We start from the raw sequence: 18,779 nt of genomic DNA on the forward strand, positions 1-18,779 counted from the left end.
GAGTTGTCCCTGTCGTAAATCAAATCCGGACATATTGGTGGTGCAGTCCGCCGAGGACCGGGCGGCAACGAATGTTCGGTGCCCACGACCGGGTATTCGCTCTGTGCAAGGGCACCTGCGGACGCGGCATCTACGACAACATGAAGACTGCGGTGGAGACGATCTTTGGCAAGGATCGTCGCTACAATCGCCGCTTCATGCAGATGTGCAGCCACTACCTAGTCGACCCGGTCGCCTGTACGCCGGCCTCGGGTTGGGAGAAGGACCAGGTCGAGAACCAGGTTGGACTGGTCCTCAATGGAGCAACTGGAACAATTTATCTCTTGTTGGATTGAAATAACGGGCTCCGGTTGGAGCCGGTGTGGGCACCTAGGTTGCGTGGGAGGGGTGCCATGACGACATCCGTGTTTAAATTCAGGTCGAAATTCACCGCATGCGCTGCCGTACTGGCTTGCGCGACGGTTCTGGCGGTCGCCGCATATGCCAGAGGCGGTGTTGGCCATGGCGGCGGCGGTGGCTTTCACGGCGGCGGAGGCTTCCATGGCGGCGGCTTTCGTGGCGGCGGCTTTCGTGGTGGCGGCTTCCATATCGGCGGAGGACACTTCAGTGGCGGTCGCGCGTTCGCCGCGAGACCTCATTTTGCCCCGCATATAAGCCATTCGTTCGCGAGCCGTTCGTTTGCGCGGCCGAGCTTCCATGGCGGCCGTTCGTTCAGCCAGCGATCGTTCACGCTCCACAACACCCCTCGCTTCGACGCTGTCCGCAACGCTCGTGCCGCGATGGGCACAACCGCGGCGGTCGGCGCCTTCGCGCTCGCGGCGAGGCATGTCAACGTGACGCGGAACGCCAACGCTGTGCAGCGCTCACTGAACGCGCGCCCGATCAGTCGGGCGCTGAACAACACCGTCGCGCTGCGCGATCCGCGCACCCGCGCGTTCATCACCGCGAACGTGGCCACGGCGGCGTGGCACGGCGGCAACCGGTGGTGGCGCCATCACGACGGCGGCTTCGGATGGGTTGGCCCGGTGTTCTGGCCGTTCGCCTTCTATGACATTTATGACTACGCCTTCTGGGGCTATCCCTACGATGATGCGTTCTGGGGCTATGGCTATCCGGACCTCTATGCCGGCATCTTCGGCCTTTATGGCTATGACGACTTGATGGGCTATGCGGGCTATCTGCCGCGCTATGCCGGCAGGCGCGGAGGCAACCTCGACACCTATGCCTATGCGCCGTCGAAAGGCCGGACAAGCCTTGCGCAAATGTGCGGCGACGATAGCCGTGTGATCGCAGGGCTGCCGATCGACGCATTCCAGAATGCGATCCAGCCGAACGAGGCACAGCGTGCCGCGCTCGAGGAACTCGCCAACGCTTCGGAAAAGGCAGCTGCAGGCCTCAAGGGTTCTTGCCCCACCGACGTTGCGCTCACGGCGCCGCGCCGGCTTGCAGCGATGCAGCAGCGCATCGAAGCGATGACAGTCGCGGTGGAGGCCGTGCAAGGACCGCTCGATAAGTTCTACGGCCTCCTGAACGATGAGCAGAAGGCGCAGATCAATGCACTTTCCACCACGGGCCAGCGTCCGGCCCGAACCGCGGCGAGAGCCGGCTCGGCCGAACCAGCCTGCGATGTGACGCAACCGGAGTTCACCGAGTGGCCCACCGCCACAATCGAGCAATCGGTCAGGCCGACCAACCAGCAACGCCGATATCTTGACGCGCTTCAGGGCGCCGCCGCCCAGGCCGCGAACACGCTGAAGGCATCGTGTCAGGCCCGGCCGGAGGATGCGCTGACGCCGCCGGCACGGCTCGCCGCCGTTGCCCAGCGGCTCAATGCCATGCTGCAGGCGGTGAAGACCGTGCGTATGGCGATGGATGACTTCTATGGATCGCTGACCGACGAGCAGAAAGCGGCCTTCGACGCGATTGGTCCGCAGCAGGCTGGCAGGCGCCGATACGTCCGCGGGCGCGCATAATCCGGCGGACGATGTCGTCCGCGCGGTCTGGCGGCCCGGCGCGTGCCCCGATCAGATGTGATGCGTCATTGTTATCACCAGCCGAAATTCGAGCGGTTTTCGTGCCGACATCGACCAAATCCCGGGCTCGCAACACCCGTTTCTTGCGATTGCGCGGACTGAGAAGTCCCAAGCTGCCTTCGGATCATGCTTCAAGACAAAACCAGGTCACGGCTGTTCTTGAAGGATCGGTGTACCGAGTTCATCGAAACGAAAGAGCTGAAAGACCCGCTGGCCGTTGAAGTCGAGCACTCTCAAATCATCGGTCTCGTGCAGACCGCTCTCGACAGCTTGAAAATGCCCGCCGTAGCGCTGCCTAGCGAGCGACACTGGAACATCAAAGGCGACGAACTTGCCAATCCCTTTGTGCTTGAGCTCCTCGAGGAGCTTCGGATCGTGCAAGGACTCGTGCGACGTGAGAATGAGCAGCGGACCGCTCGCCGTAAGCAGCAAAAGCGATTTCATCGGACTCTCCTTCGCGGTTGGACTGATTCACGCGTGATATCCAGTCTGGTTGGACAGTCTCGCCGACGCTCCCAGTATAAGCCTGTGAATCGGCACAGGGGTCAGATTGCTACAGGTGCCGGCATTAACGCCATAAAGACAATCGGAAAAAGCCGATCGGATTGGGGTCACGATCGGCGCCGATCGTGACCCCAATCCGACGTAGATTCCGTTAACTTGTCACAAGGAGTTACCGCTGTAGCTTCAAGGGGCTTTGTTCAACGCCGGTTTACACTCCGGGCGCCAGCGCGGCCCTTGACGTTCGAAGCGGTTATTCAAGATTGGCTCGTTGAGAAAAAGCCAAACGAAAAGACAGAATACACTTGGCGGCGTGTCATGAAGGAACTCTCGGAATTCGTGGGGCACGATGATGCACGTTGAGTTAGTGCAGACAATCTTGTGAGCTGGAAAAGCAGATCTCCTCGCTAAGGTCGGGCAGGCAAAACTAATGCAGAAGGCCCAGCAATGATGCCGGGCCTTCTTATTCCTTGCTCAAAGGGGGGACTTAGAAGTCCATACCTCCCATGCCGCCCATGCCGCCGCCCTGGGGCATCCCGCCGCCGCCTGCGTTCTTCTTCGGCACTTCGGCCACCATGGCTTCGGTGGTGATCAGAAGTGCCGCGACCGAGGCTGCGTTCTGGATTGCGACACGAACCACCTTAGTCGGGTCAATGATGCCCTTGGAGATCAGGTTGACGTATTCGCCAGTCTGCGAGTCGAAGCCATACGAATACTGCTCCTTCTCGAGGATCTTGCCGACGATGATGCTGCCGTCTTCGCCTGCGTTGATCGCGATCTGGCGGGCCGGCGCGGAGAGCGCCTTGCGCACAATCTCGACGCCGGTCTTCTGGTCATCGTTCTGCGTCTTAATGCGCTTGAGCTGCTCGGAGGCGCGCAGCAGGGCGACGCCGCCACCCGGAACGATGCCTTCTTCAACCGCCGCGCGGGTCGCATGCATCGCGTCGTCCACGCGATCCTTGCGCTCCTTCACCTCGACCTCGGTCGCGCCGCCGACGCGGATCACCGCGACGCCGCCGGCGAGCTTGGCGAGACGCTCCTGCAGCTTATCGCGGTCATAGTCCGAGGTGGTTTCCTCGATCTGCGCCTTGATCTGGTTCACGCGCGCCTCGATGTCGGCCTTCTTGCCGGCCCCGCTGACAATGGTGGTATTCTCCTTGTCGATCATCACCTTCTTGGCGCGGCCGAGCATCTGGAGCGTGACGTTCTCGAGCTTGATGCCGAGATCTTCGCTGATCGCCTGACCACCGGTCAGGATGGCGATGTCCTGCAGCATCGCCTTGCGGCGATCGCCGAAGCCCGGTGCCTTGACGGCGGCAACCTTGAGACCACCGCGCAGGCGGTTGACCACGAGCGTGGCGAGCGCCTCGCCTTCGACATCTTCGGCAATAATCACAAGCGGTTTGCCGCTCTGCACCACGGCTTCCAACAACGGAAGTAATTCGTTCAACTGAGATAGCTTCTTTTCGTTGATGAGGACGTAGGCATCTTCCATTTCAACGCGCATCTTGTCGGCGTTGGTGACGAAGTAGGGCGAGATATAGCCGCGGTCGAACTGCATGCCCTCAACGACCTCGAGTTCGGTCTCGAGCGACTTGGCTTCCTCAACCGTGATGACGCCCTCGTTGCCGACCTTCTTCATGGCGTCGGCGAGGAACTTGCCGATTTCCGTGTCGCCATTGGATGAAATGGTGCCGACCTGGGCGATTTCTTCGTTCGAGGTGACCTTCTTGGAGTTCTTGACGAGGTCGGCGACGACGGCTTCCACCGCGAGGTCGATGCCGCGCTTCAAGTCCATCGGGTTCATGCCGGCGGCGACCGACTTGGCGCCTTCCTTCACGATCGCAGCCGCCAGAACCGTCGCGGTGGTGGTGCCGTCGCCGGCAGCATCCGCGGACTTGGAGGCGACTTCGCGCACCATCTGCGCGCCCATGTTCTCGAACTTGTCCTCAAGCTCGATTTCCTTGGCGACGGTGACGCCGTCCTTGGTGATGCGCGGCGCACCATAGGACTTGTCGAGCACGACGTTGCGGCCTTTGGGGCCGAGCGTGACCTTCACCGCGTTGTTGAGAATTTCGACGCCGCGCAGCATGCGGTCGCGAGCATCGACGCCGAATTTGACTTCTTTGGCTGACATAATGATCTCCGTTTTCGTCAGATCCCAAAGACCGCGCGATCGGACGGTTTCTTGAGAAATGAGATTTGGATTGCGAGCCTTATCCTTCGAGACTCCGGCTGCGCCGGCTCCTCAGGATTAGGAAAACTGGTCGCGCTACGCGGCCTTCTTCTTGGCGGCGGGCAGATCGGTGAGAACGCCCATGATGTCGCTTTCCCTCATGATCAGGAGATCCTGACCGTCGAGCTTTACCTCGGTGCCGGACCACTTGCCGAACAGCACGCGGTCACCAACCTTGAGATCGATCGGGATCAGGTTGCCTGCCTCGTCACGGCCGCCAGGCCCGACGGCTGTGATTTCGCCCTGAGAGGGCTTTTCCTTGACCGTATCCGGAATGATGATGCCGCCAGCGGTTTTGTCTTCGGCGTCGATACGCTTGACCACGACGCGATCGTGAAGCGGACGGAAGTTCATGCGATCCTACTTTGCTGTTTGTGATTATTTTTGGAATTGGCAGTCGTAATGCACGAGTGCCAACCCATCCTGACATAAGCCCGGAACGCTGGGGCGCAAGATCTGCGGCCCGCGATGTTTTCCAGCTCGAGTTGACCAGGAGGAACGCTCGGCGATTGCTTAGCCGGCGAAGTAACATGCTGCTAGCACTGACCTATTGAACGTTTTCGGTTTTGACGAATTGAGGATCATGCAACTGTTTGGGGCTGGAGGTTAGTATGGTCGAGAAAGATGCTGTTTCTAAGGATTTCAGAAAACAGGTCTTAGGCTACGGACTGACAACAGCGGAAATCGTTTATCGCCGCCCGGATCATCACTGGTTACGTCTGGCAAGACTACGATCTGTTTCCGAGTTTCCCGGCGCTACACGATTTCCTCGCGTTCTGGGAAAAATCGCTTGAAGGTCAGCTGTTCGCAGTCACCGTCGCACACTCGAAACTGATCAAGCCAGCCGAATTGCACGCCATCGACGGCATGTTCCGATTGCATTAACGCAAGGGACTAGACTTTGATGATGCCAGCGAAAGCCGAGGCGCCGCCTCCTTATCGGCAGACTGGGGCAACCTTATTGAGTCGTCCGTGAAGAACGAGATTTCATGCGACCGAGAATGATTGATGGTTGGCATGTGGCGGCATGATCGACACTAACCATGCGCGCAAAAGCAGCCTTAGCCACGCGAGCAATCGGCGGAAGTTGTACCCGGCGGCGGCGAGCACGGCGTTGATGGCGTCGCCTTCGGAGCCCTTGAGATAATTGCGATCCATGCGGTGGTCTGATTTTGCGTGACCGATCACAGGCTCGATCGCCGAACGTCGTCGCAGGTCACGCTTGATCGGGTCGGTGACGCCGCGTTTCTGGCCCGAGATGTAAATCCTGAACTTGTATTCTGGCGGAGCATTGTGGCCCCTATAGCCCTTGTCGGCGACGAGCCGATTGATGGTCGCGCCGATTTGATGCTCGACATCGGGGATGATGCTTTCCAGCGTGTGGCCGTCGTAGGGATTTCCCGGAAGCGCCTTCGCGTGCGCAATGAACTGGCCGCCCCTGGAATGGTTGAGCGTCGTGGCGATGGAGACTTTCACGCCGAACTCATAGGGCTTGTGCGATTTGCCCTTGGCGATGCATTCGATCTCCGGCGCGTGCAGGGAATAGATTTTCTTGCCGCGCTGCCTTTGTTGTTGATGACGCACCGCGTGGGCCAGCGACAACAGTTGCGCGAAAGCCGCCTGCCTGTCCGGATCGCCGGCGATCTTGCGCCTGATGTCACGCATCACGCGGCCGAGATACGTGCGCAATGTCTTCAGCGCCCGGTTGGCGCGCCTGAACTGTTTCGCGTGAGCGTAGCGCTGATGCGCGATCAACGCGTGCTTGCCAACACGCTCGTAGGATTGTCGCAGGACGACGCCGTGCTTTTTGGCCAACCGCGCCAGCTTCTCGCGGGCGCGATGCATGAGCTTGGCATCGGTCGGGAACGCCACCGCCTTCGGCTGCACCGTCGTATCGACGATGATGCTGGTGAAGTCCGACGGCTTGGCCGCGCCAACGCGCGTGGCGACATTCAGGCTCTCCTGAATGAGCGCGACGATCTTGTCTTCGCCCATGCGCTGACGCCAGCGCGTCATCGAGGAGCGGTCGAAGGGAACGTCGTGACGAAAGAACGCCTCGCCACAAAACAATTGATAATAGGGGTTTTCGACCCAGCGTTCGCACAGCGCCTCGTCCGACAGATTAAACGTGTGCTTGAGGATCGCCAATCCCGCCATCAGCCGCGTCGGCAGGGGCGGCCGGCCGGGAACATCGGCGTAGACCGCCCCGAATTTGCCCTCGAGAAATCCCCAGTCGATCTTGCGCGCCAGCTTCGCCAACGCGTGGTTCATGTCGACGATCTGGTCGAGGTGCGACTTGAACAAATCATTCTGTCCGCTGTCTCGCCGCTCCTTCGGAAGCATCGCGATATCTCCGACTCAAACCCAGCCGGAGACATGGAATCACGCCGATTCCGCCAAATCAAATTGCAAGGAAATCGATGTCGACATCCCCAAAACCGGCGATAGCGAATACTTTCAAAACCCGCGAAATCATTCCGCCAGGATGGCTTCTGCATTTTTCACGGGCGACTATTGACGAGCGAGATTATCGCCTGCTGCACCGATGCCACGTTCCTGCCGAACGACATCCCGAGCTAGCGGCTGAGAGCCCTAAGGAAACTCTCGCGCCACGCCATAATGCTATTGCGGCCCAGTATCGCCATCATGGCCCGCCAACGCTCGCATCGCTCCTCAAGTGGCATCCCAAGCGCTGTGTGCAATGCTTCGGCGACGGCGTCGGGGTCATACGGATTGGCAATCACGGCAGTGTCGAGTTCGTAGGCCGCACCGGCGAAGGGCGAAAGAATGAGCACGCCGGGGTCATCTGGGTCCTGTGCAGCGACATACTCCTTGGCAACCAGGTTCATTCCGTCGCGCAATGGAGTGACAAGAGCGACACGGCTGAGCCGAAAGAAGCCAGCGAGCGAGCGCTGGGAAAAGCTCCTGTTCAAATACTGGATTGGCGCCCAATCGAGTTCCGCGAAGCGACCGGCCACATCGCCCGCCAGCGCACCGAGCCTCTGCCGCAGCGCACGGTATTCAGGAACGTCGCTGCGCGTTGCGGTGGCGATCTGCAGGAAGCGGACGTGGTTGTGGTACGCGGGATAGCCGTCGAGAAAGGCGGCGAACGCTTTGAACCGGTGCTCGAGTCCCTTACTGTAATCGAGCCGGTCAACCCCAATGATGAGCTTGCGCCCCCGGAGACTCTCCTGCAGCCGGCGTGCCGTTCGGGATTTCACAGCGCGACCGGCCATTTCGGCGATGGCTTCAGTATCGATACCAATCGGGAATTCGCCGGCGCGTAGATCCCGATCGAAGGCGTGAACGTGACCATCGGACGAAACCTTGCCACCTGCGCGGCGAAGGATGGCGTCATGGAAGGCGGTCAGATCCTCCACCGTCTGGAAGCCGACGAGATCGTAAGCGCACAGTGATTTCAGCAGGTCGCCGTAGTGAGGAAGAGCCGCCAGCACCCCCAAAGACGGAAACGGCGTATGCAAGAAGAAACCGATTCGTTGTGTCGCCCCGGCGCGGCGAAGTTCCTCGGCCATGGGGATCAGGTGGTAGTCATGCACCCAGACGAGGTCACTCGGCCTGAGCAAGGGCGCAAGCGCGGCGGCGAATAGGGCATTGACGCGTCGATAGGCAGCCAAGTCCCGGCGGGTAAAGTTCAAGAGGTCAAGCCGATAGTGGAATAGAGGCCACAGCGCCGCATTGGAGAAGCCGCTGTAGTAGCCGTCATGGTCCGCGCGGGTAAGATCGACAGTGGCGTACGTCACTCCCTCGGTCTCGAAAACGTTCGGCTCCGGTGCCGCTTCTCCTAGCTTGCCACTCCACCCAAACCATAAGCCACCAGCCTGATGCAGAGCGTCGACGAGGCCGGTCACAAGCCCACCGCTGCGCTGCGCACCTTTTCCCGGCAAAGCGACACGGTTGGAGACGATGACCAAGCGGCTCAAACGGGTTCCCTCCCTACTTTTACGGTGCGTCAAGCCGAGCGGCTAAAAGATCTCGCCAGCACGGCAGTCGCAAACAATCGAGCGGTGGCATCCGCCGGGAGCCTACATTCGTCTTCCCCAGTCATCACGCGAGAAGCCATCCTTCTAACGGAACCGATAGTTCCGTCTTGAGGGCAATCGGGGCTCTTCAGATAGGGCGCGCGCAACGTATGGATATCGCGCAACGCATGGATATTAAGAGGCAAGATCAGGGCAGACGCTCCGGGTGCGCCTTTCGATCTCAGCCAGTGCGACGTCGAGCGAGGAAACGGCCTTTGCCGTATGCCGAGCGTGGCCCTCCGAATAGATCAAGAGTTGACGGGGAGCGCTTGCCGCGATGCGTCCCATCGAGCCGGCCGAGCAGGTTCGTCAGCTGCCCAAATTGTGCCTCCCTCTCCGGATGTGACGATCATATCCATGAAAGCCTTGGGCCGCGCGAGCAAACCGTTGCAATAACCGACGGCGAACAACCGGCTTCTGCGGCCAGGCGGCCATCGGCGATAACTGATGATAACATTCGGCGCTGGCGACGACGGACCGGAGCCGCGCGAAGCCGTCGAATGCACGAGTGCAAGTGCCGCGATACGAAGTGCTGAACGAATGGCGCGGACTGAGGGAAACATTGGCGCTGTGGCGTTCAGTCGTACAGGCGATCCGGGCAGCGGTGATTTTGCGGATGCTGTTATACTGAAGGCGTTTGGCGAAGTGCCGGGTGATCTATCAGCCCTCTGAGCGGCGTACGGCGCGCTACACGGACGGTTCAAGTGCTATTCGGGATAGTGAGCCGCGTTGAAGCCACACCGATAATTCCGAGGACACATAATCGTGGGTTCGCGGCCGAATCTATTTTCTTGAAATTCCGCGGCTTCGGCCGAATAATTGATCAAGGTCCTTGGCTATCAGCAATCCGAGGAGAACGATCATGGCAATCCAGATCGTGATGGACCGCACCGGCGACAGCCGGCACTCTTTCGACCCGAACGATGCACAGGAACTGGCTAAGGCGGAGCAGCGGTTTTACGAGTTGACGAAGGTCGGCTTCACCGCCGCGGTCCGGACCGGTGCGGGTCAGGTCTCACAAATCCGATCGTTCGACCCGAACGCGGAAGAAAGCGTGTTCTTCCCTAGGCTGGTCGGCGGGTAAACCGGTCAACGCCATGTCACGCCTGATGCGCCATCGGCCAGGCGAACGCTCGCGTAAGAGAGCCGTAAGGGCGCTTTTCATCAGACACGGGGCCGAGCGAACGCCGGAAGGCCGATCCTTGCGGCTTCTGGGGGAGTGGCTGTCGCCGCTGCAACGGACGCAGTTCGCGAAAAAGGGATATTTCGAAGTCGTCGGTAGCGACACGGGCAAGCAGTACAGGATTTATCCCGGCACCATGTCGAACGTCTGCGAGATCGATGAAAAAGGCCGGCCGAGGCTCGGCCTGTGTTTCCGGACGATGGGCGAGCTACCGATCGGAGACGTGATGCTCGCCCAGAAGATCGCATTGGAAAACTGTGAGAGCAGCGTGCTCGAGGTGGCTAAAAGCTCTGTTCCCGACGTTTTCATGTTCCGGCGAGGCAGGCTTCTCGGCTGAGAGCAGTCTGATTTGAACTTTCGCGCGCCTCCGCAGACCCTGCGGCGGGCGGTAGCTTTGTTGGTGCGTCAGCCGGACAGACAAGGTCAAGTCCACACTGACGGCAACAGCGATTCCGGTTCTGGCTCCGATCCGCATTGCCATTCGATTGCCCTGCGTCAACAAGTGCTCTCTTTCTCAGTCAAGATGAGGTAAATTGTAAGCGGCTACGCTGGAGACGGGCCGCGCTGAAAACGAATGTGAGCCGGACTGCCGTAGGCAGCGCCGCAATTTCAGCCAACCGTCTTACCGCTTTTCCACCATCCATACCGCAGACTCGTTCGCGGAGGTGCCTAAGTCAAAGGAGAAGCCACGATGAATCGGCATACCCTTTTCAACATAGTTGCGATGACGACGATCGGACTCGCAGCGCTGGCTGGCAGCGCCGTTGGTCAGGAGACAGGCGACCACAAGTTGATCGCGCCACAGGACATCATGTGGGGACCGGCGCCGCCCTCGCTCCCATACGGCGCGCAGGCGGTAGTGCTGTACGGCGACCCAGGCAAGGAAGGCCTATTTGCTTTTCGGCTGAGAGTGCCGCGCGGCTACCACATTGCTCCGCACACCCATCCCAAGCCAGAGATCGTCACCGTGCTCTCGGGAACAGCGCGCTTGGGGATGGGAACGACGGCCGATCACGACAAGGCTCAGGTTCTTCCCGCGGGTAGTTTCTTTGCGCTGTCCCCCGGTTCGGCGCACTATTTCTTCGCCGACGAAGACACGGTTCTTCAGCTCAACAGCACCGGTCCGTGGGGCATCAACTACATCAATCCCAAAGACGATCCGCGTCCGAAGATGTAGTAGCGGGATCGATGCCGAAGGTCTGACTATGCAGGCGGGTAGGCCGCTGTTGCGAGGACGACCTATCGAGGGCGACCTCGTTGCGCGCTCGCGCGGACTAGGTGAATGAACAAGGCTTGTCACTTCCGCTTAAGACCGCTTTCGGATATGGAGCAATGTCCGAAGTCCGTTGTGCAGCATCAAAGCGGACTCTGTCGACGACTACAGATTATGGGTTCACGCCCTAGCCTCAAAAAAGACTGGTGTTTCCGGTCTTTCGAATATTCATAGCTGTCGGCCCGAAGGTCATGGTTGGACGCTTGCTATCTCAGTCACTCAACAAACCGCGCTGCTCCGCTTCAAGCTCTGCCAGAAAACGGCGCATCCGGTTGTCAATTTGAGATCGTGGGCTTAGCAAAAACGTGCCGCGCGATGAAAATTCTCGATCCGGCAGGGGCATCACTTCCTACGACAGCAGCTGCCTGTCCCTACCGCAAACCATATCCGGCTGGTAGTTGATTGAGAAGCGGGTGATGCTGTTGCGTGATGTTGGACCTGTGCAGACTGATCTGGCGGATGTTCACGGATCTTTTCCGGTCACGAGCTACGCTTGAGGCCGAGATTTTAGTATTGAGGCAACAAATCAATGTGCTTCGGCGAGGGGCGCCTCGCAAGCTCGCTTTCAACCCAATTGACCGACTGATTTTCATTGGTCTTTACCGGTTGTTCCCTCAGACCTGTCGTGCGCTTGCGATCGTTAAGCCGGACACTGTTATAAGATGGCACCGCGCGGGCTTCCGATCGTATTGGCGCTGGAAATCGCGACGCCGCTGCGGCCGACACAACGGTGTCGTTGGAAGTTCGCCGGCTGATCCGCGAGATGAGCCTCGCCAACCCGTTGTGGGGAGCGCCGAGAATCCATGGAGAGTTGCTCAAGCTTGGCATCGAGATCGGCCAGACCAGCGTCGCCAAGTATATGGCGCGGAGGAGGGCCCCTCCGTCACAAGGATGGAGGACTTTCCTTCGCAACCATGCTGACGGTATCGCGGCGATGGACCTTTTCGTGGTTCCGACAATCTCGTTCCGACTGCTCTATGGGTTGGTGATCATGGGCCACGGCCGGCGGCAGATCCTGTGGTTTGGGGTGACCGCGCATCCAACGGCCGAATGGATCGCCAATCAACTGACGGAGGCGTGTGGCTGGGAGCAAATCCCAAGTTACCTGATCCGGGACCGCGATGGCGCCTACGGCGAGATATTCATCCGCCGGGTTCGATCCATCGGTATTCGAGATCGTCCGACGTCTCCTCGCTCACCCTGGCAAAATGCGTACGCTGAACGGCTGATCGGGTCGATCCGCAGGGAATGCATTGATCATATCGTCATATTTGGCGAACGCCATCTGCGTCACGTACTGCTGTCGTATATGACCTACTACAACGACGCGCGAACTCACCTGTCATTGAACAAGGATGCACCTGTACCACGCGCCGCCGATACAGCCGGGCGTATTATCTGCCAACCAATCCTGGGCGGACTGCATCATCAATATACCCGGATTTGATTTGCGATAAGGACAGCTGACGATGAACACACGAAGCCCAACCTAGTCCAGGCGACAGACGCGATTGACGACAGAGTCGGCGTTGGCAAATTTGCCTGCACGCATGTCCTTCGTGTTAGAGACCAATAGTTCGTTTACCTCTGAACTACTGGATCATATACCAAATGGCGACCGCGACAAAAATGAGGGCGATCAACCAAGCGATGTAGCCTAACCGCTTCGATATCGAATCCAACATTGTGAGCCGTCGTCCTAAGCGGGGAGCTAGGCGAACAAACTCTCGTTCGGCTCTTCATTGCTGTTGAGCAGGTCGGCTCGCCGCTCGTCGTTTCCGTAGTCGAACGGCACCGCCTGCGCCTCGGCGACACGGGTGAACCTCGCTGCGGACTTTGCGGACGGAGTTTGGCGCTGCTTGAACCGATCGATCACGTTCACTTTCAAACTCCCGATCTACTGTCCCGCCGGGCGAGGGGGTCACTGGCCGGCGGGTTACGCGATACTGGGGTGAACGGGTGGCAACCGTTCGGGTGGATAATGCGCGGAGTGGGCCGAGGTTCCGATCTGCCAGCTGCTCTGGCTGGCGCAATAGACAACAAGAACTCGGCAGTCCTCGGCGGGCCAAGGTGCTTGTCCTAGCTATGGACGGGATGCTGTCCGTCCGAACGGATAATGCACGGGATAGGGAGCGTTCGGGCAGCACACACCCGGTGTTTTCTATTTTTGAAGCAGACCTTAAAATTTGCCAACGCCATCGCACATTAAGACAGGAACAATGCGCACTTTTCTCTGGGGCTAGGAACGGAGAGGCGACATGGAAAACGACAGGAAAATTATAATTGTCCTGGCAGCAATTCTAGCCGTCGCAACTTTGGTTAGCGTCAGCGCGTTGGTATCGGCGGTTCACAGGGGAGATAATGGGGTTACCCCGGCGACCGTAAATGACACCAGAAACTGATGCGGTATTGAGGCAGCTTTACCTTCTTGGCGGGGCGCAATCCGGGCGCGTTTGCCCATGCGTTGATGTTCGCAGCGGCGCCGGGGCCTACTCAACTTTCTTCGAGGAGTTTGTCTCGCGCCGCACGACTACGGAGCGTGAACCTTGCCGGCCTGTCGCGGTTGAAGCGGGAGCGGGTGAGAGGGGGTAGGTGGAGGAGGGCGTTGTCTCCGATAGGCAGCCGCGCCAAGCTGGGGTTGGACGCGGCGTAGAAGATCATTCGGTTACTTCTTACGAGGCCTGGCAGCGTCGGATTGCACAAGGTACTTCATGCTTGGAACCGCGGCGATCGCCAACGCACTCGTCGATATCATCAGTCGTCGTCGTGCCAGCGGCGACGCCAGCCACGATGACCATCCCCGTAGCCATACCCGCCATAGTAGCCATAGCCGTGTCGGCGCCTGCGCCAGTCATCGTTGTCGCCGCGATAGTAACCGTAGCCACGGTAGTCTGGGCGCCACCAGCAGCGGCCCCATTCATTACAAACGTAGCGGACCTGTTCGGCGCTGGACAAGGGCACCGCAACCGACGGGAGCGGCATGGCAGAGACTGCGGTTGACGTTGCCGCAACTGCGCCAAACGCCGAAATCCCGAGAACTGCAAGGGTCGTTCCGGATTTAGTCGAACGTACCGGCAATCCGTTTTTCTTGGCGCCGCCACCAACGTCAATCAAACCTTGGTCACCATCGACATATCGTTATGCAATATCGTCTGCTCTTCTCGGTTATCCCACTTGATGGTCACGCCGGCCCAATTTTTCTCGGTGACGGTGCCAGCGTCCTCTCTATCTGCTTTCCAATAAACGCGAGCGCCGACGTTGAGTAGTCTGGATTCAGTACCAGTCATTATCCTACCAAGCCGATTGAGCATATGCTCGCGAAATCAGAGTTCGCAGTCTCGACGTCGAGCGCAATGAAATCGGTAACAGCCAATCCAAGCCTCCCCACACCCGCCGCAACTTTAAACGGCTGGAATCGGGGAGGGCAACCCGCACCTATCACTTATACTCAGCCCAGTACCCGTCTTCTTTATGACGTCCAGTGCGATGCTGACAGCCGCGCATTGCGTCGGCGGACCGCTAGATTAAGGCGTCCAACGCGTCGAGTTCTGCAATCGTCCGACCGATCAATCGGCGAAGCGCCGCTTTGGCTTTGTTGTAATCCGAAACACTATTATCGCGCACGGCGCTTTCAGAAACCGAATCCCGTTGCGCATCCTGCCGTGAGGCTACACGCTTTCGCGCCACCCGCATGGTGGTCTCAACGTTCCCGCCGATGTAGTCGCGGCGCGTGGAACGACGACTGGTTTACGGCGCTCGAAACCTTCCCGCCGGCGTCGAATGCCGGTCACGACGACGATGCCGATTCCACGTCCGAAGCCTTCAACGCTCTCGCGGGCGACAACCTCGCAACCTGGGCGAAACTCGCGGGCTATTCCTCGAATTCCTGCCCTTCGCGGAGGTTTTGCGGGATTTGCGTCAAAACTTCGGCCATCGACTCCCGGATATCCAACCGGACGCCATTTTCGAAATGCGCGACGGAATTTCCGCCTGCTGACTGAACGAAGCGATTGACGCGACCCAAATTGACCCACGTCCGCGCATTGCTGTCCGCTTCCGTCAGTTCAATGAAATAGGCCACTCGTTTTCCCTCCTCGCTAGATTGGTTCCTGAATGCCACGTTTGCGTGGTCCTCAACCCGTGTCGACCGTTACGGTTCCAGATAGTGAGCGCGGACGGACCAAGCAAACCCTGAAGAAGGCTATCCGCGACGAAACCGCCACCGCGAAGCTGATCCGCACTGTGACAGCTTCCAGAATTTCGCGGCCAAGGTCGGCATCGGGACCAACAATCAGACGTCCGCGTCAACGTACGGCTTCAACCCGATCAGCCGCAACCGCGGCCTTTTGGAGTGGATGTATCGCGGGTCTTGGGTCTGTGGGATGGTTGTCGATTGTCCCGCCGACGATATGACGCGCCGGTTATAGGAATTTGGCCGGCCAAAGTGAGACCATTTCCATCTACCACCCCGGCCAGCACCCATCTTCTTCATAACGCCCGGTGCGATGCTGATAGCCGTCGTCGGGCAGTTTCCCGCCGGCTGGGCTGGACGAGGCCGGGGGGATAGTTTCTCCGGTGATGTTTTCGGATATGGTCAGGGTGCTGGAATGAAACGCCGGCTCGGGACTGCTGATTCTTACGGCCCACACCAGGATCGGCAGTCCCTATCAGGCGGAGTTTTCTATTTTGCGTCGCGGTGGCCTGTTCGTCAGCCTGTGGATGAAGTGCCGAATTTGTCCTCATGAAATCGGGCCGACACGAATCATCAGTACGCCAATATATGGACGTTAGGCCTGCCTCTGGGCCACGTCCCGCTCCCAAACTTGCCCGGCGCTTCACGGTGTCGGGCCTTTTTACCGATCCCTTGCAAGTTTTCGTTTGCCCCAGCTGTGACCTTTCTTCCCCGACGGTTAGACTGTCGCCCTCCAGAAGGGTTTATTAACAGTGTCTCTTGCTGCTTTGCGTGAGACTGGATTCGTTCTTTGAGAACGAAATAGAGTCAAACCCCGAACTCCCCGGACGGCCGTCGGCGCGGGCCTCAGTTGCCGCGGCCTCAAAGGCGACGGTCGTTTAGTGTTTCGTCGATCCGGGCTGCTCTTCTAAAAACGACCGAATGCCTTCAACCTCCAGCGTTCGGTAAAACTCGTCATAGGCATCTTGGTCAGTGGCGAAGCGATCATCCCAAACCGTAGAGCCACCTTCTGGATCGATCACCTCAAGCGTCCAGCTTCGATCACCCTCGACTAGGCGATAAATCTCGACGCGAACAGAGATACCATCGCGAGTCACGATTCCGCTCAGCGGCGATTCTTCAATCTCTGGGTCTTCATCAATCATGACAGCAGATTAACGCGGCGGGGGCGCGCAGGGTAGGGGTTATTACTTGCCCTTCTTCAACCCCAACTCGACAAGCCTGCGAATCGCTTCCGACCGCGACGGCATGTCGGGCTGACGAGCGGCCCATTGGTCAACCGTCTCGCGCATCTCAGGCGATAGGCGAATAGCCGTTACAGGGTCGCGTCCCGTGGCGGGACGGCGACACCCATTTTCAACAACGCGTCCTCGATCGAAGTTTGCAGATCGCGCACTACTTCTTGAAGCACATTCAGCGCGCTTGATCTCACCCCTTAGGTGGCGGCCAAGAGCGTGATCGTACATTGATATCGTATCGCGCGCGAACATAATCATTCTCGGCGGCTGTGCTGTGCAGATACTTGGTCACATTTGCGCTGGTGCTCAATCCGAGCGCGATGGCTTCGTCCGACATGTTGCCTAAGTGATGATTGAACTTCCTTAGAACTTGCGGCGTTACGCCTTTAGTTCGCAGAAAGCAGCGGAGGTAAGTCTCCGCAGCATGAAGATACAGAAGTCGCGCCGGAGGATCGGGCAGGGTAATTTTGTGATCATTTGCAACGATATCAGGCTGCCTGATCGTAGCTGCGCGCGTGTCCCTGTCGCAAACCCCATCCAGCTGGCGGTTGATCGAGAATCGGGCAATGCTGCTGCTCGATGTTAGATTTGTGCAGACTGATCTTTGGAATGGTGATCGATCTGCTGCGGTCGCGAGTTGCGCTTGAGGCAGAAATTCTGGTCTTGAGGCAACAAATCAATGTGTTGCGGCGAACCCGTCCCAGGAGACCTCCCTTCATCTCGATTGACAGACTGATATTGGGAGGTGTCTGCCGACTGTTTCCCAAGATGTATGATGCACTGGCAATCGTCCGACCGGACACCGTGATCCGTTGGCATCGTGCCGGTTTCAGATCGTATTGGCGCTGGAAATCGAGGCATCGCGCCGGCCGGCCGGCGGTGGCGCGGGAAATACGCGAGCTGATCCGCGAGATGAGTATCGCCAATCCGCTCTGGGGAGCGCCACGAATTCATGGCGAGTTGCTCAAGCTCGGCATCGACATCGGACAGGCCAGCGTGGCCAAATATATGGCGCGGAGGAGGGCCCCTCCGTCGCAGGGGTGGAAGACGTTCCTTCGTAACCACGCTGACGGTATCGCCGCGATGGACCTTTTCGTGGTGCCGACAATCTTCTTTCGTCCGCGCTACGGCCTGCTGATCATGGGCCATGGCCGACGGCAGATCCTGTGGTTTGGAGTGACCGCGCATCCGACAGCCGAATGGATCGCCAATCAGCTCACTCAAGCGTGCGGCTGGGAGCAAATCCCTCGTTACCTGATCCGCGACCGGGACGGGGCCTATGGCGAAGTCTTATTCGAAGAGTTCGATCCATGGGCATTCGTGATCGACCGACGTCGCCGCGCTCGCCATGGCAAAACGCATATGCTGAACGGCTGATCGGTTCGATCCGGCGGGAATGCCTTGACCATGTTGTTGTGTTCGGCGAGCGGCATCTTCGTCACGTGCTGCTGTCTTACATGAACTACTATAATGAGACGCGCACGCACCTATCGTTGGACAAGGATGCGCCCCTATCGCGCACGGTTCAGAGAGCAGGGCGTGTTCTTCGCCTTCCAATCCTAGCAGGCTGTTGAAAAAGCCAGACGGACGCACGACGCGGCACAGCGGCTATGCCGTCAGCCAGCGTATCCGCAAGCGCATTGAGGAAGCCTTCGGCTGGATCAAGACGGTCGCCAGCCAGGACAAGACCCGCTTCCGCGGCCGCGACCGCGTCGGATGGGCCTTCACCTTCGCAGCCGCCGCTTACAATCTGGTGCGACTGCCGAAGCTCATGGCGGCGCCAGCATGACCCGCCGTCCCACGGCCACGCCAAACTGCTCGACGGCTCGATCCAGATCACATTCGCCCATCACAACGGCGATCAAGCCATCCCGAAAGCCAGACGGGACACTTCTTCAACAGCCTGCTAGGCGGGCTGCATCACCAATATATTCGGATTTGATTTGCGACAGGCACAGCTTCGGCGACGACCCGGACAAGCTGATTATCATTGCCGATGCTGCAGAATCTGGAACGAACGCGGTTGCATTTGGCGAGACGAAATCTCGGCGGACTTCAAACGGAAGCGCCGAAGCCAAGCGGC

The 18,779-nt window shown here is 59.0% G+C and carries 18 protein-coding genes and 3 pseudogenes; 10 read left to right on the plus strand and 11 right to left on the minus strand.

Annotated elements, in window-relative coordinates; all coding sequences use genetic code 11:
• Positions 1-74: 74 nt before the first annotated feature.
• Both ACSZOQ_RS01755 and ACSZOQ_RS01760 read left to right on the plus strand, forming a co-directional pair.
• Positions 75-293 (plus strand): annotated as a pseudogene (locus ACSZOQ_RS01755) (IS21 family transposase); the annotation flags it as partial.
• Between the two features lie 99 nt (positions 294-392).
• A complete protein-coding gene (locus ACSZOQ_RS01760; protein WP_439924394.1) occupies positions 393-1,973 on the plus strand; it encodes a Spy/CpxP family protein refolding chaperone in 1,581 nt (526 codons plus the stop codon).
• 207 nt (positions 1,974-2,180) lie between these two features.
• On the opposite strand, the gene ACSZOQ_RS01765 is transcribed toward ACSZOQ_RS01760, so the two are convergent.
• The 3 genes from ACSZOQ_RS01765 to ACSZOQ_RS01775 all read right to left on the minus strand — a co-directional run bounded on the left by ACSZOQ_RS01765 (position 2,181) and on the right by ACSZOQ_RS01775 (position 5,124).
• Positions 2,181-2,477, minus strand: a complete 297-nt coding sequence (locus ACSZOQ_RS01765) for a cytosolic protein (protein WP_439924395.1) — start codon at positions 2,475-2,477, stop codon at positions 2,181-2,183.
• A 544-nt stretch (positions 2,478-3,021) separates the two neighbouring features.
• The gene (gene groL / locus ACSZOQ_RS01770) at positions 3,022-4,671 is read right to left on the minus strand and encodes a chaperonin GroEL (protein WP_439924396.1); all 1,650 of its coding nucleotides are present in this window, start codon (positions 4,669-4,671) and stop codon (positions 3,022-3,024) included.
• Between the two features lie 135 nt (positions 4,672-4,806).
• Positions 4,807-5,124, minus strand: a complete 318-nt coding sequence (locus ACSZOQ_RS01775; RefSeq protein WP_439922731.1) for a co-chaperone GroES — start codon at positions 5,122-5,124, stop codon at positions 4,807-4,809.
• A gap of 257 nt (positions 5,125-5,381) precedes the next feature.
• On the opposite strand from ACSZOQ_RS01775, the pseudogene ACSZOQ_RS01780 reads away from it, so the two are divergent.
• Positions 5,382-5,655: pseudogene (locus ACSZOQ_RS01780) on the plus strand (usg protein).
• Positions 5,656-5,757: 102 nt separating this feature from the next.
• On the opposite strand, the gene ACSZOQ_RS01785 reads toward ACSZOQ_RS01780, so the two are convergent.
• Positions 5,758-7,113: an IS5-like element ISNha6 family transposase gene (locus ACSZOQ_RS01785; protein ID WP_439923534.1), complete on the minus strand. Its 1,356-nt coding sequence runs from the start codon at positions 7,111-7,113 to the stop codon at positions 5,758-5,760.
• Between the two features lie 233 nt (positions 7,114-7,346).
• Positions 7,347-8,702 carry an alpha,alpha-trehalose-phosphate synthase (UDP-forming) gene (locus ACSZOQ_RS01790; RefSeq protein ID WP_439924397.1) on the minus strand — a complete coding sequence of 452 codons (1,356 nt, stop codon included), beginning with the start codon at positions 8,700-8,702 and terminating at the stop codon, positions 7,347-7,349.
• A gap of 970 nt (positions 8,703-9,672) precedes the next feature.
• Between ACSZOQ_RS01790 and ACSZOQ_RS01795 the strand changes: the two genes are divergently transcribed.
• The 4 genes from ACSZOQ_RS01795 to ACSZOQ_RS01810 all read left to right on the plus strand — a co-directional run bounded on the left by ACSZOQ_RS01795 (position 9,673) and on the right by ACSZOQ_RS01810 (position 12,713).
• Positions 9,673-9,894, plus strand: a complete 222-nt coding sequence (locus ACSZOQ_RS01795; RefSeq protein ID WP_300162325.1) for a hypothetical protein — start codon at positions 9,673-9,675, stop codon at positions 9,892-9,894.
• Positions 9,895-9,907: 13 nt separating this feature from the next.
• Positions 9,908-10,330, plus strand: coding sequence for a hypothetical protein (locus ACSZOQ_RS01800; protein WP_439924398.1), 423 nt, complete (start codon positions 9,908-9,910; stop codon positions 10,328-10,330).
• A gap of 354 nt (positions 10,331-10,684) precedes the next feature.
• A complete protein-coding gene (locus ACSZOQ_RS01805) occupies positions 10,685-11,170 on the plus strand; it encodes a cupin domain-containing protein (RefSeq protein ID WP_439924399.1) in 486 nt (161 codons plus the stop codon).
• An 826-nt stretch (positions 11,171-11,996) separates the two neighbouring features.
• Complete coding sequence (locus ACSZOQ_RS01810; protein WP_439924400.1) at positions 11,997-12,713, plus strand: integrase core domain-containing protein; 717 nt, start codon at positions 11,997-11,999, stop codon at positions 12,711-12,713.
• A gap of 264 nt (positions 12,714-12,977) precedes the next feature.
• On the opposite strand, the gene ACSZOQ_RS01815 is transcribed toward ACSZOQ_RS01810, so the two are convergent.
• The 6 genes from ACSZOQ_RS01815 to ACSZOQ_RS01840 all read right to left on the minus strand — a co-directional run bounded on the left by ACSZOQ_RS01815 (position 12,978) and on the right by ACSZOQ_RS01840 (position 16,603).
• Entirely contained in the window at positions 12,978-13,148 is a 171-nt protein-coding gene (locus tag ACSZOQ_RS01815; RefSeq protein WP_439924401.1) for a hypothetical protein, read from the minus strand.
• An 872-nt stretch (positions 13,149-14,020) separates the two neighbouring features.
• The gene (locus ACSZOQ_RS01820) at positions 14,021-14,380 is read right to left on the minus strand and encodes a hypothetical protein (protein ID WP_439924402.1); all 360 of its coding nucleotides are present in this window, start codon (positions 14,378-14,380) and stop codon (positions 14,021-14,023) included.
• Complete coding sequence (locus tag ACSZOQ_RS01825) at positions 14,377-14,553, minus strand: hypothetical protein (RefSeq protein ID WP_439924403.1); 177 nt, start codon at positions 14,551-14,553, stop codon at positions 14,377-14,379. The genes ACSZOQ_RS01820 and ACSZOQ_RS01825 overlap by 4 nt, the downstream gene beginning before the upstream one ends.
• Positions 14,554-14,785: 232 nt before the next feature.
• Positions 14,786-14,959 carry a hypothetical protein gene (locus ACSZOQ_RS01830; RefSeq protein ID WP_439924404.1) on the minus strand — a complete coding sequence of 58 codons (174 nt, stop codon included), beginning with the start codon at positions 14,957-14,959 and terminating at the stop codon, positions 14,786-14,788.
• 178 nt (positions 14,960-15,137) lie between these two features.
• Positions 15,138-15,347 (minus strand): hypothetical protein, encoded by a 210-nt coding sequence (locus ACSZOQ_RS01835; RefSeq protein WP_439924405.1) that lies wholly within the window; start codon positions 15,345-15,347, stop codon positions 15,138-15,140.
• A gap of 989 nt (positions 15,348-16,336) precedes the next feature.
• A complete protein-coding gene (locus ACSZOQ_RS01840; RefSeq protein WP_439924406.1) occupies positions 16,337-16,603 on the minus strand; it encodes a hypothetical protein in 267 nt (88 codons plus the stop codon).
• A 702-nt stretch (positions 16,604-17,305) separates the two neighbouring features.
• Between ACSZOQ_RS01840 and ACSZOQ_RS01845 the strand changes: the two genes are divergently transcribed.
• The 3 genes and pseudogenes from ACSZOQ_RS01845 to ACSZOQ_RS01855 all read left to right on the plus strand — a co-directional run.
• Positions 17,306-18,073, plus strand: coding sequence for a hypothetical protein (locus tag ACSZOQ_RS01845; RefSeq protein WP_439924407.1), 768 nt, complete (start codon positions 17,306-17,308; stop codon positions 18,071-18,073).
• A complete protein-coding gene (locus ACSZOQ_RS01850; RefSeq protein WP_439924408.1) occupies positions 18,007-18,270 on the plus strand; it encodes an integrase core domain-containing protein in 264 nt (87 codons plus the stop codon). The genes ACSZOQ_RS01845 and ACSZOQ_RS01850 overlap by 67 nt, the downstream gene beginning before the upstream one ends.
• 8 nt (positions 18,271-18,278) lie before the next feature.
• Positions 18,279-18,485, plus strand: a pseudogene (locus tag ACSZOQ_RS01855) (transposase); the annotation flags it as partial.
• Positions 18,486-18,779: the final 294 nt, after the last annotated feature.

This window comes from Nitrobacter sp. JJSN, assembly GCF_051912485.1.
Taxonomy (GTDB): domain Bacteria; phylum Pseudomonadota; class Alphaproteobacteria; order Rhizobiales; family Xanthobacteraceae; genus Nitrobacter.